Source organism: Archangium violaceum, from assembly GCF_016859125.1.
Taxonomy (GTDB): Bacteria; Myxococcota; Myxococcia; order Myxococcales; family Myxococcaceae; genus Archangium; species Archangium violaceum_A.
In genome coordinates this window covers 2,314,286-2,338,763 of sequence record NZ_CP069338.1, presented here as the reverse complement: position 1 = coordinate 2,338,763, position 24,478 = coordinate 2,314,286, and the positions used below count along the sequence as shown (strand labels likewise).

The 24,478-nt window shown below is 69.4% G+C and carries 25 protein-coding genes; 12 read left to right on the top strand and 13 right to left on the bottom strand.

Annotated features, from left to right (window positions below):
• The first annotated feature begins 8 nt into the window (after positions 1-8).
• Complete coding sequence (locus JQX13_RS10100; protein ID WP_203408827.1) at positions 9-782, top strand: hypothetical protein; 774 nt, start codon at positions 9-11, stop codon at positions 780-782.
• A 5-nt stretch (positions 783-787) separates the two neighbouring features.
• On the opposite strand, the gene JQX13_RS10095 is transcribed toward JQX13_RS10100, so the two are convergent.
• The 4 genes from JQX13_RS10095 to JQX13_RS10080 all read right to left on the bottom strand — a co-directional run bounded on the left by JQX13_RS10095 (position 788) and on the right by JQX13_RS10080 (position 3,801).
• Positions 788-1,330 carry a hypothetical protein gene (locus tag JQX13_RS10095; RefSeq protein ID WP_203408826.1) on the bottom strand — a complete coding sequence of 181 codons (543 nt, stop codon included), beginning with the start codon at positions 1,328-1,330 and terminating at the stop codon, positions 788-790.
• A 9-nt stretch (positions 1,331-1,339) separates the two neighbouring features.
• Positions 1,340-1,957, bottom strand: a complete 618-nt coding sequence (locus JQX13_RS10090; RefSeq protein ID WP_239014660.1) for a hypothetical protein — start codon at positions 1,955-1,957, stop codon at positions 1,340-1,342.
• A 169-nt stretch (positions 1,958-2,126) separates the two neighbouring features.
• Complete coding sequence (locus JQX13_RS10085) at positions 2,127-2,786, bottom strand: metallophosphoesterase (protein ID WP_203408825.1); 660 nt, start codon at positions 2,784-2,786, stop codon at positions 2,127-2,129.
• A gap of 16 nt (positions 2,787-2,802) precedes the next feature.
• On the bottom strand, positions 2,803-3,801 hold the full coding sequence (locus tag JQX13_RS10080; RefSeq protein ID WP_203408824.1) for a lysophospholipid acyltransferase family protein: 999 nt from the start codon (positions 3,799-3,801) through the stop codon (positions 2,803-2,805).
• A gap of 95 nt (positions 3,802-3,896) precedes the next feature.
• Here JQX13_RS10080 and JQX13_RS10075 point away from each other — a divergent pair, with 95 nt between their 5' ends.
• Both JQX13_RS10075 and JQX13_RS10070 read left to right on the top strand, forming a co-directional pair.
• Positions 3,897-6,638 carry a M1 family metallopeptidase gene (locus tag JQX13_RS10075; RefSeq protein WP_203408823.1) on the top strand — a complete coding sequence of 914 codons (2,742 nt, stop codon included), beginning with the start codon at positions 3,897-3,899 and terminating at the stop codon, positions 6,636-6,638.
• A gap of 144 nt (positions 6,639-6,782) precedes the next feature.
• Positions 6,783-7,022 carry a hypothetical protein gene (locus JQX13_RS10070; protein WP_203408822.1) on the top strand — a complete coding sequence of 80 codons (240 nt, stop codon included), beginning with the start codon at positions 6,783-6,785 and terminating at the stop codon, positions 7,020-7,022.
• A gap of 12 nt (positions 7,023-7,034) precedes the next feature.
• Here the strand turns inward: JQX13_RS10070 and JQX13_RS10065 are convergent, their stop codons facing one another.
• Entirely contained in the window at positions 7,035-7,784 is a 750-nt protein-coding gene (locus JQX13_RS10065) for an enoyl-CoA hydratase (RefSeq protein WP_203408821.1), read from the bottom strand.
• 202 nt (positions 7,785-7,986) lie between these two features.
• On the opposite strand from JQX13_RS10065, the gene JQX13_RS10060 reads away from it, so the two are divergent.
• Complete coding sequence (locus JQX13_RS10060; protein ID WP_203408820.1) at positions 7,987-8,676, top strand: DUF1361 domain-containing protein; 690 nt, start codon at positions 7,987-7,989, stop codon at positions 8,674-8,676.
• Between the two features lie 79 nt (positions 8,677-8,755).
• Here the strand turns inward: JQX13_RS10060 and JQX13_RS10055 are convergent, their stop codons facing one another.
• A complete protein-coding gene (locus JQX13_RS10055; RefSeq protein WP_203408819.1) occupies positions 8,756-10,258 on the bottom strand; it encodes a hypothetical protein in 1,503 nt (500 codons plus the stop codon).
• 284 nt (positions 10,259-10,542) lie between these two features.
• Positions 10,543-11,457, bottom strand: a complete 915-nt coding sequence (locus JQX13_RS10050) for a ribose-phosphate diphosphokinase (protein WP_203408818.1) — start codon at positions 11,455-11,457, stop codon at positions 10,543-10,545.
• A 165-nt stretch (positions 11,458-11,622) separates the two neighbouring features.
• On the opposite strand from JQX13_RS10050, the gene JQX13_RS10045 reads away from it, so the two are divergent.
• From JQX13_RS10045 to orn, 4 genes are read left to right on the top strand one after another with little or no spacing between them, the layout of a single operon-like run.
• On the top strand, positions 11,623-12,318 hold the full coding sequence (locus JQX13_RS10045; RefSeq protein ID WP_203408817.1) for a phosphoribosyltransferase: 696 nt from the start codon (positions 11,623-11,625) through the stop codon (positions 12,316-12,318).
• Between the two features lie 19 nt (positions 12,319-12,337).
• Entirely contained in the window at positions 12,338-13,012 is a 675-nt protein-coding gene (locus JQX13_RS10040) for a dienelactone hydrolase family protein (RefSeq protein WP_203408816.1), read from the top strand.
• A gap of 36 nt (positions 13,013-13,048) precedes the next feature.
• Positions 13,049-14,308, top strand: coding sequence for a bifunctional alpha/beta hydrolase/OsmC family protein (locus JQX13_RS10035; RefSeq protein WP_203408815.1), 1,260 nt, complete (start codon positions 13,049-13,051; stop codon positions 14,306-14,308).
• Between the two features lie 46 nt (positions 14,309-14,354).
• On the top strand, positions 14,355-14,924 hold the full coding sequence (gene orn / locus JQX13_RS10030; RefSeq protein WP_203408814.1) for an oligoribonuclease: 570 nt from the start codon (positions 14,355-14,357) through the stop codon (positions 14,922-14,924).
• 9 nt (positions 14,925-14,933) lie between these two features.
• On the opposite strand, the gene JQX13_RS10025 is transcribed toward orn, so the two are convergent.
• From JQX13_RS10025 to JQX13_RS10015, 3 genes are all read right to left on the bottom strand, one after another.
• The gene (locus tag JQX13_RS10025) at positions 14,934-15,290 is read right to left on the bottom strand and encodes a response regulator (RefSeq protein WP_203408813.1); all 357 of its coding nucleotides are present in this window, start codon (positions 15,288-15,290) and stop codon (positions 14,934-14,936) included.
• Positions 15,287-16,816, bottom strand: coding sequence for an ATPase domain-containing protein (locus JQX13_RS10020; RefSeq protein WP_203408812.1), 1,530 nt, complete (start codon positions 16,814-16,816; stop codon positions 15,287-15,289). Before JQX13_RS10020 ends, JQX13_RS10025 begins: the two co-directional genes overlap by 4 nt.
• Before the next feature lie 91 nt (positions 16,817-16,907).
• A complete protein-coding gene (locus JQX13_RS10015; RefSeq protein WP_203408811.1) occupies positions 16,908-18,470 on the bottom strand; it encodes an AMP-binding protein in 1,563 nt (520 codons plus the stop codon).
• A 97-nt stretch (positions 18,471-18,567) separates the two neighbouring features.
• Here JQX13_RS10015 and JQX13_RS10010 point away from each other — a divergent pair, with 97 nt between their 5' ends.
• The 4 genes from JQX13_RS10010 (at position 18,568) to JQX13_RS09995 (ending at position 21,018) form a co-directional block, all read left to right on the top strand.
• The gene (locus JQX13_RS10010) at positions 18,568-18,783 is read left to right on the top strand and encodes a DUF3185 family protein (RefSeq protein ID WP_203408810.1); all 216 of its coding nucleotides are present in this window, start codon (positions 18,568-18,570) and stop codon (positions 18,781-18,783) included.
• 142 nt (positions 18,784-18,925) lie between these two features.
• On the top strand, positions 18,926-20,020 hold the full coding sequence (locus JQX13_RS10005; RefSeq protein WP_203408809.1) for a GRAS family protein: 1,095 nt from the start codon (positions 18,926-18,928) through the stop codon (positions 20,018-20,020).
• On the top strand, positions 20,017-20,511 hold the full coding sequence (locus tag JQX13_RS10000) for a CinA family protein (RefSeq protein WP_203408808.1): 495 nt from the start codon (positions 20,017-20,019) through the stop codon (positions 20,509-20,511). Before JQX13_RS10005 ends, JQX13_RS10000 begins: the two co-directional genes overlap by 4 nt.
• Before the next feature lie 117 nt (positions 20,512-20,628).
• On the top strand, positions 20,629-21,018 hold the full coding sequence (locus tag JQX13_RS09995) for an STAS/SEC14 domain-containing protein (RefSeq protein WP_203408807.1): 390 nt from the start codon (positions 20,629-20,631) through the stop codon (positions 21,016-21,018).
• Between the two features lie 85 nt (positions 21,019-21,103).
• Here the strand turns inward: JQX13_RS09995 and JQX13_RS09990 are convergent, their stop codons facing one another.
• The 3 genes from JQX13_RS09990 to JQX13_RS09980 all read right to left on the bottom strand — a co-directional run bounded on the left by JQX13_RS09990 (position 21,104) and on the right by JQX13_RS09980 (position 24,460).
• A complete protein-coding gene (locus JQX13_RS09990; RefSeq protein ID WP_239014659.1) occupies positions 21,104-22,645 on the bottom strand; it encodes a S8 family peptidase in 1,542 nt (513 codons plus the stop codon).
• Between the two features lie 292 nt (positions 22,646-22,937).
• The gene (locus JQX13_RS09985) at positions 22,938-23,573 is read right to left on the bottom strand and encodes a hypothetical protein (RefSeq protein WP_203408805.1); all 636 of its coding nucleotides are present in this window, start codon (positions 23,571-23,573) and stop codon (positions 22,938-22,940) included.
• A complete protein-coding gene (locus tag JQX13_RS09980) occupies positions 23,573-24,460 on the bottom strand; it encodes a fatty acid desaturase family protein (protein WP_203408804.1) in 888 nt (295 codons plus the stop codon). Before JQX13_RS09980 ends, JQX13_RS09985 begins: the two co-directional genes overlap by 1 nt.
• Between the last annotated feature and the right edge of the window lie 18 nt (positions 24,461-24,478).

Genomic DNA, 24,478 nt, shown 5'->3' with positions numbered 1-24,478 from the left:
ATCCCGTCATGAACATGGACATCGCTCTTTCGACGACCCCCGCTCGGCTGTCCGCCCAGGAGCGTGGGCACTCCTTCCCCTGGGTGACGCTGGTGAGCCGGACGGTGCTGTTCGCTGCGTTCCAGGCGATCATCGCCGCGGGGTTCGCGCTGTCGGGCCGGGAGGATGCGTGGAGCGCCTCGGCGGCCTGGTGGCCGGTGACGGCCGTGCTGACCAACCTCGTCTCCATCGCGCGGCTCTGGAGTCAGGCGGCGTGCGAGGGCAGGAGCCTGCGTTCGCTCTACCAGGTGGATGGGCGTCACGTGGGGAGGGACGTGCTCGCGCTACTCGGGGTGCTGGTGGTCGCGGCGCCGATGGCACAGCTTCCCAACATCGCGCTCGCGACGCTGCTCTTCGGGGACCCTCAGCGCGCGCTCGAGATGTTCGTCCTGCCCCTGCCCACGTGGGCGGCGGTGGCGGCGCTGGTGCTCTTCCCGCTGACGATTCCCTTCTCGGAGCTGCCCACCTACTACGCGGATGCGATGCCCCGGCTCGAGGCGTGGGGCCTGGGCCGCGTCCAGGCGCTCGTGGTGGCCGCTTTCTTCCACTCCGCGCAGCACGCCACGCTGCCGCTGCTCTTCGACGCGCGCTTCCTCACGTGGCGGCTGTTCATGTTCCTGCCCTTCGCGCTCACCGTGGGCGCGGCGGTGCGGTGGCGTCCCAGACTGCTGCCCTGGCTCATGGCGGTGCATGGACTGCTCGACGTGTCCGCGGCCTGGCTTGTGTTCGCGGCGTCGCGGTGAGGCAGCTACGGCACTCCTGAAGAACCCCCATCTGGAGTCGAGGGTGGAACAGGCTCATACCCACTCGGGACACCTGGCTTCGCTGGAACCCACAGGTCACCGGCATCGGGACTCACCGGGCCGAAGGGCTCCTCAGGCTGGCCATCGATGACGCGCCGGAGAATGCGGCCATCCGTGCTGATCGCGTACTTCGCTCCTGAATCCAGCGGCATGGGTTTGCCGCAATATTCGTAGTCCTCGTAGATGTAGACGAAGAGGATGTCCCCCTGGCGAATGACGCGATAACGCTGTGCCTCTTGTCTGTACTCACACGGCGGATTCCTGGCCCCCATGGGGAGGAAGTCGTTCGCGGCAATCGTGATGGCCCGGAGAGTCACACCATCCAGTTCATACGGCTCACCCTTCGCGCCAACCTCGACAGCCTCACGCTCGAAGAATTGTGGAAAGACAATGGAGTTGTCGTACTGCGGTGGGGTTGGGGGCTGAAACAGGTTTCGGAGTATGCAGCCCGAGAGGCCGATGGCGAGCACGAGAGGCAGGTTTCTCATCCGCATCCTCTACTCCGGATCGACACGATAGGTTCTGTCACTGAGCCAGGTCACGGTTCCCATCTTCCTCCGGCGCCACCCATCTCGTGTGTTGGCCCATTGATCCAGCGTGCGAGTCTCTGGAGTGTATTGATAGAAGCCGTCGCACGTGGGGTTTTCAGGATCGGTCGTGTTCGAGAAGAACGCGATAACGGCGAGCGGAATCTCTCCCTCTTTCGTATCCACGACCCATTCGTGAGTCTTGGCGAGCTCAATGATCTTCCGCATGTCGAAGAAGGACAGCGGGCCCCCGAAAGGGTGATTGTGAAGAGCGAAGACGTACTTGAGGCTGCCAGGTGGGTATCGTTGGTCATCCACGAAAGCAGGAATTCTGCAGCTTTTCTTTCCGGTCAGAGCAGCGCCTGGCTCTGCCTGGTCCGTTAACATGCTCAACTCATATTTGCGGTCCGGTGTGTAGTACAGCCAGGCGCAATATTCAGTTGAGGTTCGTAGAGCCAGCTCCGGGTCTTTGATGTGGCGAACCGTTGCGTTTGGCTTGGACAGAATCAGCGAGCAGGCCGCGAGTAGCGCGTCCGAGGAGGTGTCGAATGACCCGAAGCCTGCCATTGGCCCCGGAAGGCTTTCCAAGAACTTCTCCTCGGGGCCGGGCCGTACAACACCTGGAATAGGCTGAGGCTGTGAGCACCCAAGCCCAATGAGGACGAGGAGGCACTGCCACGTTTGTGCACCGCGGGCCATAGGGCTCGAAGCCTATCAGAAGTGGAATGCAACTCAAGGGAGTCATCACGGAGCCTCGTCAGAGCTCCATGTACTCTCGCTTCGCCTTCACCGAGTAGAAGTGGCCTTCTGGCAGCACGTACGCGGTGAGGTTCTGGCCATAGACGCAGCCCGAGTCCAGGCCGATGGCATACGGATGTCGCTGCACGCCTCGCAGCGCGTCGTGGCCGAAGATGACGAGCTCCGGCCCCTTCCACTGGCTCGCCCATGGGGCTCCGTCTTCCAGCTTCTTCGACGGCTCGCCTTCCGGCGTGATGCTGCGCAGGTTGAGCATCAGCTCCGGCTTCTGTTCCTCCAGCGGAACGCCGGGCACCAGGCCTCCGTGCACCACGCGTACGTTCAGCTCGGGGAAGTGCAGGTGCAGGGGCAGTGACTCCAGGTACGCCCAGTCCTCGTCCGCGAGTGTGTCCAGCACCTGCTTGTGCTCGCGCTTGAGCTTCTTGCCCTCGGGCATCTTCCTCGCGCGCCAGCGCAGCACGTGCTCGTCGTGGTTGCCCCGCACCGCGAGCAGCCCGCGCTCCCTCGCCAGGCGCACCACGCCCGCCGAGTCCGGCCCCTTCGCCACCAGGTCTCCCACCAGCACCACCCGATCTCCCGGACGGTAGTCGCACTCTCGCAGGAGGGCCTCGAGCTCCTCCGCGCAGCCGTGCACGTCTCCGATGAAGATGGTTCGCGTCATGGTGCTCACGAGGCATTCACGGATTCAACCCGTGAGGCGGGGGCGCGCCTTCCGACGGCGGCCGCACCTTCCAGCGCCGGTGCAGCCACAGCCACTGCTCCGGGTAGCGCCGCACGTACTTCTCCAGCACCGCCGTCACCGCCGCCGTGTGCGCCGTGATGGCGTCCTGCTCGCCCACTCCCTCGGGTGGTGCGATGGGCCCCTCCACCTCCAGCCTCATCTTCCGCCCGCTCGCGTCTCGTACCCCCATCACCACGAACACCGGCGCCCCGGTGCGCTGCGCCACCACCGCCATCGCCGGTGTGGTGGATGCCGGCCTGCCGAAGAAGGGCACGAACACCGCCGCCTTCGCGGGGAGCGATTGGTCGAGCAGCATCAGCACCGTCTCGCCCAACTGCACCGCCTCCTGTGCCTGCGCGATGGCTCCCTTGGGGTAGATGAGCCCCGCCCCCGCGGCGACCCGGTTGTCCACGATGCGCATGTTGAGCGCCCCGTTCAGCGGACGCACCAGAGCGTTCAGCGGAATGCCGCGCCGCAGAATCATCTTCCCCGCGCGCTCCCAGTTGCCGAAGTGCGCCGTCACCAGCAGCGCGCCCTGGCCCCTGGCGATGTTCGCTTTCAGCGTCTCCCACGCCGCGCCCTGGACTTCCGGTTCCTCCCACTCGGGCTCCACGTGATCCTTCGGGTCGATGGACTCGATGACCACGCGCGCCATGGTGATGTAGGCCCCGAGCGCGATGGCACGCCGCCCGGCCTCGCTCTTCTCCGGGTACGCGTGCGCCAGGTTCTCCAGGGCCACCCGGCGGCGGATGCCAAGGGTGAACGCCAGCCAGCCCACGAAGCGGGCGATGGCATCCCTCATGGACGCGGGCAGCGCGCACACCGCGTCCATCACCCGGTTGGCGAGCCACCCCACCACGGGCGACGGCCGCTTGCCGAGCACCTGGGGGAGCCGGGTGGGAGGCAGCGGAAGGGGGAGGCGCTGGGACTCGGAGGCGGGGGCGGGGGCGGACACGGCGGCGCACTCCACCTGGAAGTGGGATGTCAGGCAAGAGGCCTCGCACCTCCCACCGCTACCCTGCCCGCCCGACCTGGGCTAGACCCCCGCCCATGCCCAAGACCACCCGACGTGCCTCACTCGTCCTGCTGGCAACGCTGACGGCCTGTGGTGCTCGTCAGCCCGTTCCCACGCCGGACTCCTCCAGCGCTCCCGCGTCCCAGGCGGAGGCTCCATCCACTCCGGCCCGGCCCGGCCCCGTGTCGCCCACGCTGCGCCTGCCCACCCAGGTGCGCCCCACCGGCTACACCGCCGCGCTCACCCTGGACCCCTCCCAGCCCACCTTCCAGGGCGTGGTGGACATCGACCTGGACGTGAAGGAGGCCACCGACGCCATCTGGCTGCTCGGCCGCCGCCTCACGGTGAAGGAGGCGACCCTCACCGTGGACGGTAAGCCCGTGGCCCTCACCCAGACAAAGGGCAACGGCGACTTCCTCGGCTTCCTGCCCGAGCGCACACTCCAGCCCGGCTCCGCGCACCTGCGCATCGCCTACTCGGGAGAGCTCTCCGAGCGGGAGACCCTCGGGGCCTTCCGCGTCCAGGAGGACGGGGCGTGGTACACGTACACCCAGTTCGAGGCGCTCGGAGCGCGGCGCGTCTTCCCGTGCTTCGACGAGCCGGGCTTCAAGGTGCCCTGGCAGCTCACCTTCCACGTGCCCGCGGGGAACGTGGCCGTCACCAACACGCCGCTGGTGAGCGAGGAGCCGGGTGCCAACGGTGGCACCACCTGGCGCTTCGCGCGCACCCAGCCGCTGCCCAGCTACCTCATCGCGTTCGGCGTGGGCCCCTTCGACTTCCTCGAGGCGAAGCCCTCGGGCGAGAAGGCCGTGCGCACCCGCATCGTCACCCCGAAGGGCCGCGCCGTGGAGGGCACCTACGCGGCGAAGGTGACGCCGGAGATTCTGGGCCACCTGGAGCAGTACTTCGGCATTCCCTACCCGTACGAGAAGCTGGACGTGATGTCCGTGCCGCTCTTCGGGGGCGCCATGGAGCACCCGGGCCTGGTGACGTTCAACTCGGGGCTCATCCTCTCCAAGCCCGCCGAGGACGCCATCAGCCGGCAGCGCGGCTTCTACGAGACGCAGATGCACGAGCTGGGGCACCAGTGGTTCGGTGACCTGGTCACCATGGCGTGGTGGGACGACCTGTGGCTCAACGAGGCCTTCGCCACCTGGATAACGCCGCGCACCGTCGAGGTCTCCCAGCCCACGTGGGATGCTCCCGTCGAGCGCGTGCGCGACCGCTCGCGCGCGCTGGACACCGACAGCCTGGTGACGGCGCGCCGCATCCGCCAGCCCATCGAGAGCGAGGATGACATCCTCAACGCCTTCGACGGCATCACCTATGGCAAGGGCTCGGCGGTGCTGGCCATGACGGAGAGCTGGCTGGGCCGGGACGTCTTCCAGCGCGGCGTGCGGCGCTACCTGCGCGCCCATGCCCATGGCAACGCCACCGCGAAGGACTTCCTCGAGGCCCTGTCCGCCGAGGCCGGCAAGGACGTGTCCGGCGTGCTGGGCTCCTTCCTGGACCAGGGGGGCGCGCCGCTCGTGAGCATGCGGCTGGACTGCTCGGGCAAGGTGCCCGTGGTGAAGCTCTCGCAGAGCCGCTTCCTGCCGGTGGGCTCCAAGGGCGAGGCGAAGCAGACGTGGAAGGTACCCCTGTGCGTGCGCTACGGCTCGGGCTCCGTGGTGGACCGCGCCTGCACCGTCATGGAGGGCGAGACGGCCGAGCTGCCGCTGTCCCAGGCGAAGAGCTGCCCCTCCTGGCTGCTGCCCAACGCGGACGGCGCCGGCTACTACCGCGCCTCCCTGGACGCGCAGATGCTGGGCCGGCTGCTCTCCACCGAGAACCGCTCCCTCTCGCGCGCCGAGCGCGTGGCCCTGCTCGGTGACGTGCAGGCCCTGGTGAGCGCCGGCCAGATGCCGGCCGCGGACGCGCTCGGGCTGCTGCCGGGCCTGGCCGGGGAGAAGGATCGCCAGGTGTTCGAGGCGTCGCTGGAGCTGCTGGGCCTGCTGCGGCCCTCGATGCTCTCCGACGCGCGCCAGGCGGACCGGGAGCGCTTCCTGCGCGATACCTACGGGGCTCGTGCCCGGGCGCTCGGCTTCACCCCGCGCGCCAACGAGGACGAGGACACCCGGCTGCTGCGCCCCATGTTGCTGCGCATCGCGGGCGGGCAGGGCGGAGACGCGAAGCTGGTGGCCGAGGCGCGCAAGCTGACGGAGAAGTGGCTGGGTGACAGCAGGGCCATCGCTCCGGAGTTGGTGGGCATCACGCTGGGCATCGCCGCCGCCCATGGGGACGCGGCCCTGCACACGAAGCTGATGACGGCCATGCGCGCGGAGAAGGAGCGAAAGAAGCGCGAGCAGCTGCTCGGCGCGCTGGGGAGCTTCAAGGAGCCCGCGCTGGTGCGGGAGAACCTGAAGCTGCTGCTGGAGCCCGGCGTGGACATGCGCGAGGTGGGCAGGCTGCTCTTCGCGGCCAGCTGGGACGTGCGCACGCGGGACGTGGCCTACGCCTTCGTGAAGGAGAACTACGACGCGCTCGCCGCGCGGCTGCCCGAGGAGCGCGTGGAGATGCTGGCGTGGTCGGCCGGCTCCTACTGCGATCCGGTGCACCGCCAGGAGGCCGCCGCCTTCTTCACCGAGCGCATGGCGCGTGCTCCCGGTGGCCCCCGCACGCTCGCCCAGGTGCTGGAGGGGGTGGACCTGTGCATCGCCTTCAAGGCCGCCCAGGGCCCCGGCATCGAGTCCTTCCTCGCCTCGCCCAGGAAGGCGTCGACGGCGCCCCGTCGCTGAGCCGCTGTCGGGGGAGAGACAGTCGGGACTTTCCGGGCTTTGGTTGGAAAACACATTCTCCAGCCAGGGCCCGGCTGCCTTGACCGTCCCGGAGGGGGACTCTTAGGCTTTTCACCCAGAGTAACGGTTTCCCCTTCGGAGGCGATGATGGCGCACGTGAAGGACGAGGGCCTGACTCCCCTGGTGAAGTCCCCGTCGTTTCCCGAGGTGGAGAGGGGCCAGGCCGAAGGCTCGTCGCGTCCGAGTCTGCCGCGGACACCGCCTCGGATCTGGCCGCCGGTGTCGCCGGCGGACATGGGTCGGGTGGTGAGGCGGCTGAGGCGGACGGCGGAGCGCCCGCGTCAGCCGAAGCCCGAGGAGCCGCTGCTGGAAGGGGCGGCGTAGGCCCCCACCGGGCTACTTCTTCTTGGAGAGGAAGGCGTTGAAGGCCTCGCGGGCCTCGGCGGAGGCGAGCCGCTGGATGAAGTGGGCGCCCTCGCGCGAAAGGGCCTCGTCCACGGTGGCGCGCAGGGGCTCGCGCAGCAGGCGCTTGGTGAGGCGCAGGGACTCCACGGGCCTGGCGGCGAGGGCGGTGGCGCGCTTGTGCACCACCTCGGCGAGGCTCGTCTCGGGCACCACCTGGTTGATGATGCCGGCGCGCAGGGCGGTGGCCGCGTCGAAGGGGTCGCCGAACATGAGCAGCTCGGAGGCGAGCGCCAGGCCGGCCACGCGGGGCAGCAGCACGCTGGAGGCGCCCTCGGGGCTCAGTCCCAGGTTGATGAAGGGCATGCTGAAGACGGCGCGCTCGGTGGCCACCACGTAGTCACAGTGCAGCAGCATGGTGGTGCCGATGCCCACCGCGACGCCCTCCACGCCGGCCACCACGGGGCGCGAGAGGTGCGACAGGGCGCGCAGGTAGCGGAAGACGGGGCTGTCCTCGCCGGAGGGCGGGTGCTCGAGGAAGTCCTTGAGGTCGTTGCCCGCGGTGAAGGTGTTGCCCGCGCCGGTGAGCACCACCACGCGCACGGCGTCGCTCTGATCGGCGTCGACCAGGGCCCGGGCGGCCGCGTCGTACATCTCTCCGGTGAAGGCGTTCTTCTTCTGCGGCCGGTTGAAGGTGAGGGTGAGGACTCCGGCTTCCAGGTTCGTCAGCAGCGTGTCGGACATGACGGGGGAGATTAGCCGGAGGATGGGGGAATGGCCCGGGGCTTGCTCTGCTCCCCGGTTGGATGCCTTCCAGCCCCCGCCAGCGTGTCTCCCTGTCCTTTCGTGGCCACGCTCGCCGTGTCATTGCGTCAGCCCGGGCGCGGCGGGGGGGTCGGGGGGCCGGACCCACCCGTGGCTCCCGGGCCACAACACGGTACCCGTCATGATGACCCCACGCTCCCGATGGATGTCCCTCCTGCGTCACCATGGACTGCGGCCGGTGCTGCTCAGCAGCGCGGCGGCCGTCGTCATGCTCCACCTGCGGCTCGAGTGGAGCGGGAAGCCGAGCTTCATCTTCCTGGTATGGAACCTGTTCCTCGCGTGGGTGCCGTATGGGCTCGCGTTGCTGGCGGGCCTGCTGCACGCGCGCGGGAAGGGGCGGTGGTGGAACCTGCTGCCGCTGGGCATGGCGTGGCTGCTGGCCTTCCCCAACGCGCCGTACCTGCTCACGGACTTCATCCACCTCAAGCCGAGGCCGGGCGTGCCGATGTGGTTCGACGCGGCGATGCTGGCGAGCTTCGCGGCCACGGGGTGGCTGTTGGGGCTGCTCTCGCTGGAGGTGTGGAAGCGGCTGCTGGAGGAGCGGTGGGGGAGGGGCGTGGCGTGGGGAGGGGTGCTGGCGGCGTCGGTGCTGTGCGGCTACGGCATCTACCTGGGCCGCTTCGAGCGGTGGAACAGCTGGAACGTGTTGAACCGGCCCGGCTCGCTCCTCGAGGCCGTGCTCGGGCACCTGCGCGAGCCCCTGACGTACCGGTGGCTGGTGGGGACGACGGCGGTGTTCGCGGGGCTGGTGCTGCTCTCGTATCTGGTGTTCGAGTGCCTGGTGCCGCGGCGGGAGCGGGCGAGCGCGTGAGCGGGATGGTGTAGGGGCCACGTGGAGGTCGCACGTCCGTCCACGGGGCCCACACGGTCGAGCGCTTCGCGGTGGCGCTCTACTTCATGCCATTCGTGTAGAGCCTCCGCATGGCGGACCTGACCTCCTCGAAGGAGCCGCTGATCAGCCACGTGTCATAGACGTTCTGCCCCGCGGCCAGTCCAGCGCCATTGACGGCCGAGAACTTTGTCGTGTTCGGACTGCCGCCGAGGGTGCTGGTGTCATTCGTATCGCAAAGGAAGCTCCACATGCCGAAGGCGGAGACGGAGCCACCTTGGGCGGGCTTGGCGCCATAGATGCCCATGGCCTTGTCCTTCGCCGCGTTGGAGATGATCACCCCACCGAAGCCCGATAGCGGCTCGAAATGGACATTGGCGATGGTCTGGCCGGGGAGGAGCCTGTCCGCGCACGGAGCGCTCATCCCTTCGAGGGTTTCTCCTGGCGGAGTGACCTTCCGGGGCCCAGGGGTGGCTCCCTGCTCGTCCAGCACGACATCGTACGTGTAGAAGTTGTCGAGGTCCGCTGTCAGGTAGGCGGTTGGAATCTCGACGGTGGCTCGCGACACGGCGCGAGGAACGGTGATGTACGTCGTGTAGCGCGCGACGTTCGGCATGCCGTTGTAGTTCGGGGTGATCCGCTTGGCGATCCGTACGTCCTTGTAGAGGATGGGATTGTCGGCGCCTCCACCTACCCTACCGGGTACGAACTCCAGAGGGATGGACTCGGTGTACTGTGAGGTGGGCTCGTTGACGAAGGCGACGACAGGAGAGCCGTGCGCCCTGGCGGGGACGGGAGTCGGATCTCCGGTGCCGTCGCCAGCCTCGGTTGGATTCCGGCAGTCTTCCGTCGTAGGGCAGGCGCTGAAGATCGCTGCCTGGAGGAGTCTCCCGTAGTCGTGATTGTTGATGTACTGCTTGCCGTTGTGCCGCCATTCCCAGACGGCGCCCCCGGCTACGGCATTCGACGTGACGGTGATGGCTCCGGCCGCCAGGGAGAGCATCCAGGTGTGGGTGTTGATGAACCGGGGGTACCCGTAGACCCCGAGTGGCTCGAGTTGGTAGCCGGACAGGGTTTCGCCAGGGAATGTGATGAGGTGGTCGTTGAGGGTGAGGGCGTGATCTCCGTTGGCCGGATTGTACGCACGCATGATTTCAACGGTTCCCGGTTGGCGGGTCGCCCACGGATAGCCCAGTACACCCTCGGTTGTGTATCCGCCTTCGCCAAATGCCGGACTGTCCATGTGCTCGGAGCCATTCTGGAGCCGGTAGAGAGAGGCGACGCCAGGGAGGAGGGTCTTCGGCACGTAGTAGTACGCCCCGGACAGAGGCAACGAGTCACGTTCCGTGGCGCTCGAGGTGGTCAGGTAGTCGCTGCTTCCCTGTCTGATCTTCCAGAGAACGCTCAGCGGAATGGCCTCACCAAACTCCGTGGATGATGATTGAAAAACGGGTTGCTGCTGTGGGGCCACTTCCCGCTCGTTCCAGGATGCTTCGAGGCTGCTCTTGCTTTCACCACAGCCCACGGCGAGAAGCAGTGCTGCGGACAAGGCCGATTTGCGCATACACCATCCTTTTCATTGGTTTGGGCGGCGGCAGGGAGTCGCTATCTCTTGATGAGAATGGAGCTACAGAATCCGAGACCGCTCACCCGGGACCGGTACTCCCGGCCCCATTTACCATTAGTTGGATGTAACGCTGTGAAGCGGTTCACAACGTGAGGCGGGCTTTGGCGCGCTGCCTTGCAATGCTCATTCGAAGTGGCACCCTCCGGTCGCGAGTGGCGCGGACCTGTCCGATAGTCGGACAGGTGGGCGAAGAGTGCGCCCGGGAGGGAGGTCTCCCGCCGTCAGGGCGCGTTGGCGGTGACGCGGCAGATGGCGTCGGCGAGCAGCGGGGCGAGGCCCACCACCTCATGGTGGAAGGGCAGCCCCTGGCGAGGCACCACGCTGTCGGTGGAGATGAGGCGGCGTACGGGCACCTTGCTCAGCCGCTCGACCGCGGGGCCCACCAGCAGTGCGTGGGTGGCCACCACGGTGATGTCATCGGCGCAGCCCGCCTCCCGCACCGCTTCCGCCGTCGCCGCGATGGTGCCCGCGGTGGAGATGAGGTCGTCCACGATGATGGGCCGCAGCCCGCGCACCTCGCCCACCAGTCCCCGGACGTTCACCTCGGAGCCGCTCGTCCGGCTCTTGTGCACGATGGCCAGCGGCAGCCCGAGTTGTCGCGCGTAGCGCTCGGCCAGCTTCACCGCGCCCAGGTCCGGAGACACCACCACCGAGCCCGGGCCCGCGTGGGGACGCACGGCCTCGGCCAGCAGGGTGCCCGCGTTGAGGTGCTCGAGCGGCATGGCGAAGCACCCCTCCAGTGAGGGCGTGTGCAGGTTCACCGCCACCAAGCGCTCGAAGTGCCCGCGCTCCAGCAGGTCCGCCACCAGCCTGCCGCCGAGCGCCTCGCCGGAGCCCGTCCGCCGATCCTGCCGCGCGTAGCCGAAGTAGGGCAGCACCGCCATGAGCCGCGTCGCGCCGCCACGCCAGCACGCGTCCGCCATCAACAGCAGCTCCAGCAGGTTCTCCCCCACGGGAGGCACGGTGGGTTGGATCAGGCACACGTTGCGCCCCCGCACGTCCTCCAGGAGCTCCACGTGCTGCTCGCCATCCGGGAAGCGCTCGAGGTTGCACCTGCCCAGGGGTCGTCCGAGTGCCCGGGCGAGTGCTTCACCCAATGGGCGGTTGGCGGTGCCGCTGAAGACGGTCAGGTCCATGCTCCCCTCCACATCGTGCCACGCATCATCCCTCATTCCCGCCGGGCAGGGGGCGGGATTCGTGCACCCGCGCCGAGTGGGTGGCCGGGCCCTCGTCAGGGCGTCGGGAGCCAATGTCGCGCGCCGTGCTTCTCCTAGACGAAAGACCTTCACCCCGGGGGAACCATGCGCTTTCGAGACAGGACGGACGCGGGCCGGCGACTGGCGGACCTGCTGATGGGATACCGGGCCGAGTCGCCCCTGGTGCTCGGCCTGCCGCGAGGCGGTATTCCCGTGGCCTACGAGGTCGCCCGGGCGCTGGGGGCGCCACTGGACGTGTGGGTGGTGCGCAAGGTGGGGGCGCCGAGGCAGCCGGAGTTGGGCCTGGGGGCGGTGGCCGAGGGCGGGGCGCTCTTCCTGGACCGGGGGATGATGCGCTCGCTGGGCTTCTCCGAGGCGGAGGTGCTGCGGACGGCCGAGCGGGAGGCGGCGGAGGTGACGGCCCGCGTCGCCCGCTTCCGGGGTCCGCATCCCGCGCCGGAGCTCGCCGGCCGCACGGTCATCCTGGTGGACGACGGCGTGGCCACCGGAGGCACGGTACGGGCCGCCATCCGGGCCCTGAGGGAGCGGCGGCCGCGGAAGATCGTCCTCGCGGTGCCGGTGGGCGCGGTGGAGTCCCTGGACTCGCTGCGCGCGGAGGTGGACGACCTGATCTGCGTCCATCCCGCCGAGTTCATGCTGGCGGTGGGCGAGTTCTACGGCGATTTCAGCCAGACGTCCGACGAGGAGGTGCAGGAGTTGCTGGCGCGGGTGCGCGGGCCGCGCCGGGAGGTGGGGAGTCCCGAGGCGGCGATGGACGCCGGGGACAACTGGTGGGTTTGAGCGCACGAGGAGGAGCGACATGGCGGTGGAACGGGAAGTCGAGGTGATTGCCGGGCAGGCGAGGCTGGGCGGGACGCTCGCGGTACCGGAGGGAGCGCGGGGGCTGGTCATCTTCGCGCACGGCAGTGGGAGCAGCCGGCACAGCCCTCGCAACCGCTACGTGGCGTACACGCTGCGGATGGCGGGGTTGGGGACGCTGCTCTTCGATCTGCTGACGGAGGACGAGGAAGCGGAGGACGAGGTGACGGCGGCGCTGCGCTTCGACATCGACTTCCTGGCGAGGCGCTTGGGGGAGGTGACGGACTGGGTGTTCGCGCATCCGGAGTTGAGCCGGCTGCGGGTGGGCTACTTCGGCTCGAGCACGGGGGCGGCGGCGGCGCTGGTGGCGGCGGCGGACCGGCCGGAGGCGATCGCCTCGGTGGTGTCCCGGGGCGGGAGGCCGGACCTGGCGGGAGGCGCGTTGGAGCGGGTGCTGGCGCCGACGCTGTTCATCGTGGGCGGGGCGGATGACATCGTGCTGGACCTGAACCAGCAGGCGCTGGAGCGGCTGCGTGCGCCCAAGGCGCTGGAGGTCATCCCGGGGGCGACGCACCTGTTCCCCGAGCAGGGCGCACTGGAGCGGGTGGCGGACCTGGCGGCGGGCTGGTTCACGCGCTTCCTCGGTTCGCCGCTGGAGCTCGAGATGAGGCCCTGACGCCCCCTACGCCCGATGGAGACCCGTACCGAAAGAGTGACCTTCCCGGGAGCCCGGGGCCGGAAGCTGGAAGCGTACCTGGACCTGCCGGCGCGGAGCCCGGTGGCCCATGCCCTGTTCGCGCATTGCTTCACGTGCGGGGGCGGCTCCTTCCCTGCCAGGGCCATCAGCCAGGCGCTGGCGGGGCATGGGCTGGCGGTGCTGCGCTTCGATTTCACGGAGGCCGGCGCGGATGCTCCCGTCACGCACGACTTCTCGGATGTCGCGGACGTGCTGGCGGCGGTGGCGCACCTGCGGGCCACTCGGGAAGCACCCCGGCTGCTCATCGGCCACAGCCTGGGCGGCACGGCGGTGCTTCACGCGGCGGGCGAGGTGCCCGAGGCGAGGGCGGTGGCGACGCTCGGGGCGCCCTTCGAGCCGCGCCAGGTCCACGGGTTGTTGGCGCCGGTGCTGAAGCAGGCGGGCGAGCAGGGGGAGGCGCGGGTGCGGCTGGGTGAGGGGTCGATGCGCGTCTCCCGGCACTTCCTGGAGGCGCTCACCCGGTCGCCGATGGAGGACGTGCTGCACCGGCTGGGCCGGGCCCTGCTGGTGCTGCACGCGCCGGGGGACGGGGTGGTGGGGATGGGGGAGGCGCAGCGCCTCTACGCGGCGGCGCGCCAGCCCAAGAGCATCCTGTCACTGGAGGGAGCGGACCACCTGTTGAGCCGGCCGGAGGACGCGCGCTTCGCGGCGGCGATGGTGGGGGCGTGGGCGGGGCGGTACGTGGGCTCCCGGGAGGTGGAGGCGCAGCGCGAGGACGGGCCGGAGCTGGCCCAGGGCGTGGTGGAGGTGCGCGAGGCGGGGGAGGGCCCGTTCGCGCAGGACATCCGGGTGGGGCGGCACCGGCTGCGCGCGGACGAGCCGACGTCCTTCGGTGGGGGGGACACGGGCCCCTCGCCCTATGGGCTGCTGGCGGCGGCGCTGGGGGCATGCACGGCGATGACGCTGCGCCTGTACGCGCGCAACAAGGGCTGGCCGCTGGAGCACGTCTCGGTGCGGCTGAGCCACTCGAAGGTGCACGCCGAGGATTGCCGGCACTGCGAGACGAAGGAGGGCAAGGTGGACCGCATCGACCGGGTGGTGACGCTGGAGGGGCCGCTGAGCCCGGAGCAGCGGCAGCGGCTGGTGCAGATGGCGGACCGCTGTCCGGTGCACCGCACGCTGGAGTCCGAAATCGACGTGAACACTTTCCTGGAGGATGATGAGGAGGCCGACGGTGAACAATCCCCCTCGCCCTCCGGGAGAGGGATGGGGTGAGGGTATCCGTCCCCGTTCTGGAAACCCGGGTTACACTGAGCGCCTCATGCCCGCCCCCCATGCATCCCCCTGTTTCGTCTGGCTCGACCTGGAGATGACCGGGTTGGACCCCGACGAGTCGGCCATCATCGAGATTGGTGTCATCATCACGGGTCCGGACCTGGTGCCGAAGGCGGAGATGGAGCGCGTCATCTGGCAGCCGGACGAGGTGCTGGGTCGGATGGAGCCGGTGGTGCGGGAGATGCACACGCGCAACGGCCTGTTGAAGAAGGTGCGCGACTCGCCGACGTCGCTGCGGATGGCGGAGAAGGACGTCACGGCGCTGGTGGCGCAGCACTGCTCGCTGGGCGAGGGCATCCTCTGTGGCAACTCCATCCACACGGATCGCCGCTTCCTGGTGAAGTACATGCCGATGCTCGACCGGTACCTGCACTACCGGCAGGTGGACGTGACGAGCCTGAAGGTGCTGGGCAACGCGTGGTTCCCGGACATGGTGCCGCTCAAGAAGACGTCGTCGGGGCACACGGCCCTGGCGGACCTGCGCGCCAGCATCGCCGAGCTGACGCACTACCGCACGCACCTCTTCCGCGTGGCCTCGGGCGGCCAGGGCTCCTGAGAGGGGGACTCAGTGCCCCTTGTTGAGCTCCGCGGACACCGTGTCCAGCAGGTCATCCAGCTCGAAGGGCTTGGCCAGGAAGCGGCTGCCCTGCAGCTCCGACTTCGACACGCGCCCGGCGCTCATCACCACCACGGGGATGGAGCGCAGGTCCGGATCCTCCTTGAGCCGGCGCAGCATCTCCTGTCCGTCCATGACGGGCATCATCAAGTCCAACAGGATGAGATCCGGCCGGTCCTTGCGCGTGTGCTCGAGCCCCTCGGCCCCGTTGGCGGCCGTGGCCACCTCGTACCCCTCCACCGAGAGGATGTCCGTGAGGGCCTCCAGGATGGCCACCTCGTCGTCCACGATGAGGAGCTTGCTCATGAGCGGCTCCGTCTCCGGGCGGGCATGCGCCGTTCCACTTTCCTGCGCAGCGAGCGCTTCTGCTTCTTCCGCGGCGGCAGGGCCTGGCCGGTGAGGATGGCCTCGGCGCTCTCGAAGGTCTCGGCCACGTCGATGCCCCGGGTCGAGATGGAGAACTCTCGCAGGGCGGATTCGTAATCGCTCTCGCGCATCTTGAAGATGGACAGCATCCGGTACAGCTGGGAGCGCAGCTCCACATACCGGAGGAACACGATGTTGTCGACGATGGCTTCCAGGCCCTCCAGTCTTGCCTCCAGCAGGGGTCCGAAGTGCACGTGGGTCTGCTGGGTCATCAGCGAGGTGATGCCGCGCGAGCGCAGCGCGTTGGTGAGGGCGATGAGGAAGCCGGGGGTCCGCCGCGGGCCCAGCGTCTCCTGGAGGAGCGGCTCCAGTCCATCGATGACGAGCCGTCGTGCCTTGTGGCGATCCACCAGGGCCAGCAGCTCGTGGGCCAGGGCGTCCGGGAGCGCTTCCACCGCCGCGCGTGTCTCCACCACCAGCAAGCCCGAGTCCACCCACGGACGGAGCTCCAGGCCCACGTTCGACGCCTTCGTGAGCAGCCGGGGGCTCGACTCCATGAAGCCGTAGTAGAGGCCGGGCTCTTCCTGGCGGGCCCCGCTCGCCAGGAAGTGCAGCCCCAACAGCGTCTTGCCGCTGCCCGGCGAGCCGAACAGCATCGTGGAGGAGTGGGTCAGCAGCCCGCCGCCGATCATCCCGTCCAGCCGCGGTACGCCGAAGCCCATCCGCCGCTCGGGGGCCGGCACTTCCCGGGGCTGCTCGGAATAGAGCGTCTCCAGGCGCGGGTAGACGCAAATCCCGCCGCCGTTGATCTCGAAGGTGTGCTGGCCGATGAGCTGGGCCTCGCCGCGCAACTTCGTCACCTCCACGGTGCGCACCGCCTTGAGCCCCTGGCGTTGCATGTCCAGGACCATCACCCCGTCCACCATGGCGAATTGTGGCGCCGCGGCGTTCTCCTGCCAGTTGGTGAGCACCAGCGTGGTGCAGCCGGCCAGCGCGTTGTGCACCCCCAGCGCGTGGAGGAACTCGCGGAAGTTCAGCTCCGAGCCCGCGCTCTCCTGCACCGCCAGCAGCCCGTCCACCACCAGCACCGACGCCTGGTGCTCGCGTACCGAGCGGTAGAGCAACCGCGCCAGCCCGTCGAGCCCCTCGGCCTTGAGCGTGGCGTAGCCGCTCACGTAGTGCAGCGACTGGCCGATGACGTCGCGCTGGAAGAAGTCCATGCGGTGCAGGTGCGTCATCATCCGCCCGTGGGACTCGGACAGCATGGTGACGAACACGGCCCGGCCTCCGCCCGCCACGTGCGAGAAGCACAGCTGGTTGCCGAGGATCGTCTTCCCCGTCCCGGGTGCGCCGGTGACCATGTAGGTGCCACCGTGGATCCACCCGCCATTCAAGAGGGTGTCCAGGCCCGGGGATCCGGTCGACACCCGGCGAACGGGCTCCTCGGACAGCTCGGCTTCGTTCACGCTCCCCACTCCTCTCGCCCCGAGGACACTAGCGGCCCCCGCCCGGCCCCGAGGAGTTTTCCGCCCCGAGTGTCGGAAGGTGCCCGAACGTTCAGGTGACTGTTGGTTTCTGGACGTTGGCGTCGGACTGGAGCCGCTCGCGCAGTACGTGTTTCTGCACCTTGCCGAGCGCGTTGCGGGGCAGGGCCTCCACGAAGACGACGCGGCGGGGCTTCTTGAAGCTGGCGAGCCTGTCCTTGCAGAAGTCCACCAGCACCTGGGCCTCGGGCGAGGGAGCGCGGGGGACGATGACGGCCACCACCTGCTCGCCGAAGTCCGGGTCCGGCAGGCCGAGCACCGCCACCTCGGCGACGCCCGGGTGCGTGGCGAGCACCTCCTCCACCTCGCGCGGGTAGACGTTGAAGCCGCCGCTGATGATGAGCTCGCGCGCGCGGCCTGTAATCTGGAAGTAGCCGTCGGCGTCCCGCATGCCGAGGTCCCCGGTGCGGAACCAGCCCTCGGGGTCGAAGGACTCGGCGGTGGCGTCCGGGCGCTGCCAGTAGCCGGCGAAGACGTGGGGGCCCCGGACCTCGATTTCACCCGTCTCCCCGTCCGGCAGCGGCTGGCGGGTGCGCACGTCCACCACGCGCGCCTCCTGGCCAGGGTAGGGCATGCCCACGGTGCCGGGGCGCCGCTCGCCCTCGTAGGGGTTGGTGGTGTTCATGAGGGTCTCCGTCATCCCGTAGCGCTCGAGGATGCGCTGGCCGAACGTCTCCTCCACGTCGTGGAAGAGCTGGGGGCTGAGCGGGGCGGAGCCGGAGACGAGCAGCCGGAGGGGACGCGGGCGCACGCCGGTGCGGCGGGCCTCCTCGACGAGCCGGCCGTACATGGTGGGCACGCCGAAGAACATCGTCAGCGAGGCGTCCTCGCGCAGGGCGGCGAGCACCTCGGGGGCGGCGAAGCGGCGGCGCAGGTCCACGCTGCCTCCGGAGTAGAGCGTGCCGTGGAGGCCCACCATGAGGCCGTGGGTGTGGAAGAGGGGGAGGGTGAGCAGGAGCCTGTCGTTCTCCGTCCAGCGCCACGCCTCGGTGACGGCGCGCACGTTGGCGAGCAGGTTGCGGTGCAGCAGCATGGCGCCCTTGGAGCGGCCGGTGGTGCCGGAGGTGTAGCCGAGCACCGCGAGCTGCTCGCCCCGGGGCAGGGGGAGGGAGGCGGAGGCGTCGCCCTCGGCGAGGAGCGCGTCGAAGTCGACGACGGGCCACGGCATGGGTGCACCGGGTGGCTCCACGCCGACGAGCCACTCGAGCGAGGGGAGCTGTGGCTTCAGGGGCGCGAGCTCGGCGGCGCCCTCGGCTCCGGTGACGCAGACGCGTGCCCCGGCGTCGGAGAGGATGTGGCCGAGCTCCACCAGCCGGTACTGGGTGTTGACGAGGACGACGACGCCCCCGGCGTATTGGGTGCCCAGGTAGGAGATGACGAAGGCGGGGCTGTTCTCCAGGAAGAGGGCCACGCGCTCCCCGGGCTTCACCCCGCGGCGCTGGAGCGCGCTGGCGAAGGCGGCGACGTGGCCGGCGAGTTGGCCGGCGGTGAAGCGCTGCCGCTCGAAGTCCAGGACGGGTCGCCCGGGTTCCTGCCGGGCGCGGGTGAGGAAGGTCTCGAGGAGGGTGGTCGCCATGCGCGCGGAAGCTACCCCCGGGGCTCCCGTTCCGCATTAACCTGCGCGCCGCGCCGGGAGGTCCCGGCCCATTCCAACGCCATCGAGAGGTAACGCCGTGGGGATCGCCCGTATCGTGGGATTCGTTCTCGTCATCGCCGGCACCATGCTCCTGGTGAGCGCCTACCGCGCCACCGACTCCCTCGCGGAGCGTGCCATGGAGAAGCTCACCGGGCGCTACACCGAGCGCACCCAGCGCGATCTCCTCATCGGCGGTGGGTGCGTGGCCGGTGGCCTCGTGCTCATCGCCGTGGGGGGACGTCGTCGCCGTTGACCCGCCCGGGTCCAATCGTACCTCTTGCACTTCAACGGTTTTCCGGGAAGACAGCGACGCCGGAAATTGACCGGGATGGACGAACTCCAGGGAGAGCAGGGATAATCCTGATTGCTCCTGGAGGGGCTCTGGAGGTGGCGAAGTGCGTTCGGAAAAATTCGCATGGTTGTTGCGGGCGTTGGAGGAGCTCCAGGGAGGACAGGCATCCGCGGCCCGGCGCTCGTTGGCGGCGCTCACACGGATGTTGGACGTCGACACGGTGGATGAGGACATGCAGTACTTCCTCTTCGCCACGGCGTTGGCGCGGAGGTTGGGAGTCGGAGAGGCGCAGCAGATGAACCTCTACCTGCGGCGCTACGAGCTGCCGCAGATCGCCCTCTTCAACCTGGTGGCCGAGCGGCTGCCGATGGTGGGACTGGCCGGGAAGATCGCCAATGATCTGCTGAGCCGCCTGCTCTCGGGCCATGAGGAGGCCACGTTGCTGGACGTGGGCCTGGGCACGGGGCGGCAGGAGGTGGCGCTGCTGCGGACGCTGAAGGAGAGCGGCACGGCCCCCCGGCGGCTCACCGTGGTGGGCGTGGAACCCGACACGGACAGCCTGCGGCGGGCGGAGACGAGCCTGCTGGAGACGGCCCGGGAGCTCGGCATCGACCTGCGCTTCCGGGGTATCCCCAAGGTCATCGAGGCGCTCGACGCGAACGATTGGGGCCTGCTGCGCGACTGTCCCGGGCCTCGCGTGGTGCACTCGGCCTTCGCCCTGCACCACATCGCCGCGGGCGTGGACCGGCAGGACATCTTCCACCGGCTGCGCGACGAGGTGGCGCCCGCCGCCGTGGTGCTGTGCGAGCCGAACTCGGACCACGTCACCGACGTGCTGTCCCAGCGCTTCCACAACGTCTGGAATCACTTCTCCCACAACTTCGACGTGGTGGACGAGCTGGGCCTGCCCGCGCGCGAGCGCAATGGCATCAAGCTCTTCTTCGGCCGCGAGCTGGAGGACATCCTCGGCGTGGTGGACGACTCTCAGCGCTACGAGCGGCACGAGCGGGTGGAGACGTGGTTGGGGCGGCTGTGCAACGCGGGCTTCTCCCCGGCGCCGGCCCGGCTGCTCGAGGGCTCCTGGTCCTTCCCGCACCCCACGGTGCACATCCGCCAGGGTCCCGGCTACGTGGGCGTGGGCCACCGGGAGGAGATGCTGGTCCCCGTCATCTGCGCCACCCTGGACGCCAGAGTGTGACGGGCCCAGAGCTGGAGGAGCGGGCGCGCCGCGTGTTGGAGGCCTGCCGGCGCGCGGGCCTGCGGCTGGCCCTGGCCGAGGCCAGCACGGCGGGACTCGTGTGCGCGTGCCTCACGGACATCCCCGGCGCCTCGGCCGTGGTGGAGCGTGGCTTCGCCCCCTACTCGAACGAGGCCAAGACGGAGCAGCTCGGCGTGCCGGTGGAGCTGATGGTGGCCCATGGGGCGGTCAGCGAGGCGGTGGCGCGTGCCCTCGCCGAGGGGGCGCTGGCTCGCTCCCATGCGGACCTGGCGCTCGGTGAGACGGGCATCGCCGGCCCTTCCGGTGGCTCGGCGGCCAGGCCCGTGGGACTCGTCCACCTGGCCGTGGCCAGGCGCGCTGGCGCGGTGTTTCACGAGCGTCACCTCTTCGCGGGTGATCGGACGGCGATCCGACGGGCCGCGACGGCGCGCGGATTGGAGTTGTTACTCTCCGTCCTGGAAAGAGGCTGACTTCCTGACACCCTGAGTGGTAGGGCTCGTTTCGAGGGAGGGCGGTGTTAGGCTCGTCCCTCTCCATCTCCCCTTTAACCCCCGTACCGTGTTCCCCCACACGGAAGGAGAGTGGTCGTGTACAGAGTCGATGTCGACAAGCAGCATGCGATCATCGATCTCGTCCTGGACGGCCTCATCCGGCCGGACGAGATGTCGAAGTTCGTCGAGGAATTGAAGGCGGCCACGCTCGGCCTCGCCGGGCGGAATATCAAGATCAAGGCGGACATGCGCACCTTCCGTCCCTCCGCGCCCCAGGTGGCGGAGGCGCTCCGGGACGTGCAGCAGTTCGGCATCCACAACGGCGTGCAGCGCGTGGCCGAGATGGTGGAGAGCCAGCTGGCCGTGCTGCAGCTCAACCGCGTGGCGCGCGAGAGCGGGACGGACAAGATCCTCCGCCGCTTCACCGATGACCAGTCGGCGCGGCGCTGGCTCATCTACGGCGAGGAGGAAGCGCTCTCGGCGTAGGACCGGAGCCCGGGAGAACCCAGGGCTCTGGCACCGGGTGTCCGCGCCCCGGGGCCCGAGCGGGCGCCACGAGGCACGGGAGCGCTCACCTCGCGAGCAGCTGGGGAACGGCGACGCGCAGGTTCGGCAGCGGGCCGATCTGCTTCGTGCTGGTGGCCTGTGGCGTGCCGGTGGCGCGCAGCAACTCGCGCAGGGCGCGCGGGTCGATGGGGCCCTTGCCGGCGGCGTTGGCGATGCCCTGGAGGTTGGCCACCGTGCCCACCACCATGGGGGCGGCGCTGGAGGTGCCGCTGAAGCTGGCCGTGTACCACCTGTTCTCGCTGGTGGAGGCCAGGTCGCCGTAGCCGAGCGTCACGACGTTCTCGCCCCAGCCGTGCACGTCCACGCGGCTGCCGTGGTTGCTCCAGCACATGGGGGCGCGGGAGGTGGCGCTGCTGGCGCCCACGAGGATGGCGCCCGAGTCACGCACCGCGCGATCGAAGGCGCCGTGGTACTCCGGCGCGTCCAGGTTCACGCTGCCGTTACCGGCGGCCTCCACCACGTGCACGCCGTTGGCGGTGGCCTGGGCGATGGCGTCGAAGTTGGCCTGCCAGTACTCCAGGGGGATTTCGTTGCACTGGCTCACGTTGCAGACGCAGTTCTTGTTGGTGCGAGGCCCCGGGGCCTGCAGCTGCAACAGCACGACTCCGCCCGGGCCCGCGGCGAGCGCCGCGCGGGTGATGGCGCTGGCGATGCTCTGGTTGGCGATGCCCTCGCGTCCCACCTGGGCCCCGTGGGCGATTCCGGTGATGCCGTAGCCGTTGGCCTGGCCCACCATGATTCCCATCACCGCGGTGCCGTGGTTGCGCCAGGCCGTGCTGGTGTACTGGATGCCCCCCTCGTGAAAGAAGGGCGGCAGATCCTCGTGCGAGCCGTTCCAGGCGCCCTCCACGTCGACGATCTTCACGCCCGTGCCCGTGCCCCCCGGCACCGTCCAGGCGTAGCGCGCGTCGATGCCGTACGGCGCCGGGTCCAGGTAGCCCTGCTGGCTCTCGTACGTCACCGGGGCGGCCGGCACCTCGCCATCCGTGGCGATGCCGAACACGACCGGCTCGGTGGCCGCCTCGGCGTAGGCGATCTCCACGCTCTGGATCGCGTTGAGCTGCATCACCAGCTCGTTCACCTCACCGGCGAGCGTTCCGGGCCGCAGCGGCACCTCGAAGTACAAATCCAGGTCCGCCATCTCCCTGCCACTGAGCTCCTCGGCGAGGTGCTTGCGCTCCGACAGCGTGAGCTCGTCCTGGCGGAAGAGCCGCTGCGGCGGGCCCATGCGCGGGGCGCGCATCATCAGCTTGAGGGCGATCTCCACGTCCGACTGGAGCCGGTTCTCGGAGAGGCCGTGGCGCATCATTCGCTGGTGCTCGCCCCGGCTGCGCTCGGAGCCCATCGCCCGGATCATTCCGCCGCGCATGCGCACCCGGGTGCCCTCCTGGAACTTCACCACCAGTCGCTGCACCGGCGTCTCCGGGGCGAGCTCGGGGCTGGTGGGCTTCACGGTGGACAGCCGCGGCTCCAGCACCTTGATGCCGCTGGCCTGCACGGCGGGAGCCGCCATGAGGCACAAGCCCATCATCAGGGTACGAGTCACGCGGGATTTGAAAGAAGTGGCCTTCATCATCCGTCCTTCCTACAGAGTGGAGGGGGAGTTACGGCCGTGACGACGGGCTACGGGTGGGGGATGCCCGGAGCCTCCCCACTGCCGTCACGTTGCGAGTTTGCCACACGGGGCCGACCCCTAAGGGCGGACCTTCATGTTACTAGAAAATTACTTTAATCTCGTCATTAGCCAGCATTCTGGATTAAGGGAATAAGGCCCCGAAATCCAGCTTCGCCACGTTGGACGGCTGTTCCAGCACTTCAGTTCCCGAGAAGAAGGGCTTCTAACTCCCCAGTCCGAGGCCCACCGCGAGCAGCGCGCCCAGGCCGGCGTACAGGGGGATGTTGCAGGCGAAGGTGATGCGGTTGATGCGGCGGAAGCGGGCCTGCTCCTCGTCGGCGAACCAGATGCCATCTTCTCCCACGGTGTGTCCCTCCACGGCCTGGAAGAAGAGGGTGGCGTACATCACCTCGATGACGAGGCTCACCAGGACGAGTGCGATGAGCGACAGCGCCCACACGTCCATGCGCGAGAGCGGGCCGTCGTGGTGGAGCGCGTACCCGGAGAGGCCGCCGAGCACGAGGAGGATGCACAGCACGTCGTGGGCGATGCCGTAGGGGGGCCGCCAGTTGTGGGAGACGTAGAGCATGTAGAGCTCGGCCACGCCGCGCACCCACATGAAGGCGGCGAAGCTCCCGAGCACCCCGCGCGGGTACGGACTCACGGCGGAGTCGAGCGCCACGAGGGGGCAGAGGAGGAACCAGAGGAAGACGGCATAGAGGAGCCAGGCGAGCTTGGGCGGGGAGATGCGGCCGCCGCGGGCGCGCCGCACGTTCTGCTTCCGCCAGAAGAGGACGCCGAGCAGCACGGACAGGCCCAGCAGGGCGAGGACGAGGACGCGGGAGAGCGGGGAGAGCATCAAGGACGACGCGGGCGGGGGTAGAGCTCAGGGTAGCGCAGCAGGTACCAGGCGCGCAGGCGGGGCAGGTGGTGCAGGGACACCTGGGGATGCAGGTGGTGCACCACGTGACAGCCCACGTTGAGCGGAGCGGTGAGGAGCCGGCCCACGGGGCCCAGCCCATGGTCCGACGTGCAGGCGAGCACGTCGTGCGGGGTACGGCCCTGGACGGAGCGGGGCGTGTGCTCGGCGAGCAGTCGCCACGCGCACAGCCCCGAGGCCATCAGGAAGGGCAGCCCATAGCCGAGCCCCACCGCCGTGGGCCAGCGCAGGGCGGCCGCGAGCACGACGAGGTGGAAGAGGACCTGGCCGGTTTCGGCGCGGGCACAGTCGAGCACCTCGGCATCGTGGGTGAGCTCCTTCCCGGAACGAGCCTGGAGGAAGAGCCGCGCGTAGGGGGTGCGCAGCGGAGGCAGCATCCACGCGAGCAACCCGAGCGGTCCGCGCAGCACCCAGAAAGGGAGGATGGGGCAGACGCGCAGCCACACGAGCAGCTGGCGCCAGGGGCTCGCGGGAGGACGGCGGTAGGGATCGCCCGGCAGGCCCGCGTCGCGGTGGTGGCGCAGGTGGTGGTAGCGCATGGCCTCGAGCGTGGTGGCGACGGGGTAGCCGGTGAAGAGCTCCAGCAGCCGGAGGCCGGGGCCCTTGTGGCGCCAGGGCAGGTGGATGGCGTCGTGGAGGATGACGCCGAGCGCGTGCAGCCGGCCGGCGACGAGCAGCGCGAGCAACGGAGCCGCCTCGGGGACCAGGGCCATGCCCGCCCAGCACAACCCCATCCATCCCCACTGCGTGACGGCGAGCCGAGCCAGTCCCGGCAGGGTGGCGCGCGCGAGCAGCTCCTTCGGCACGGGGGCGCGAAGGGGGAG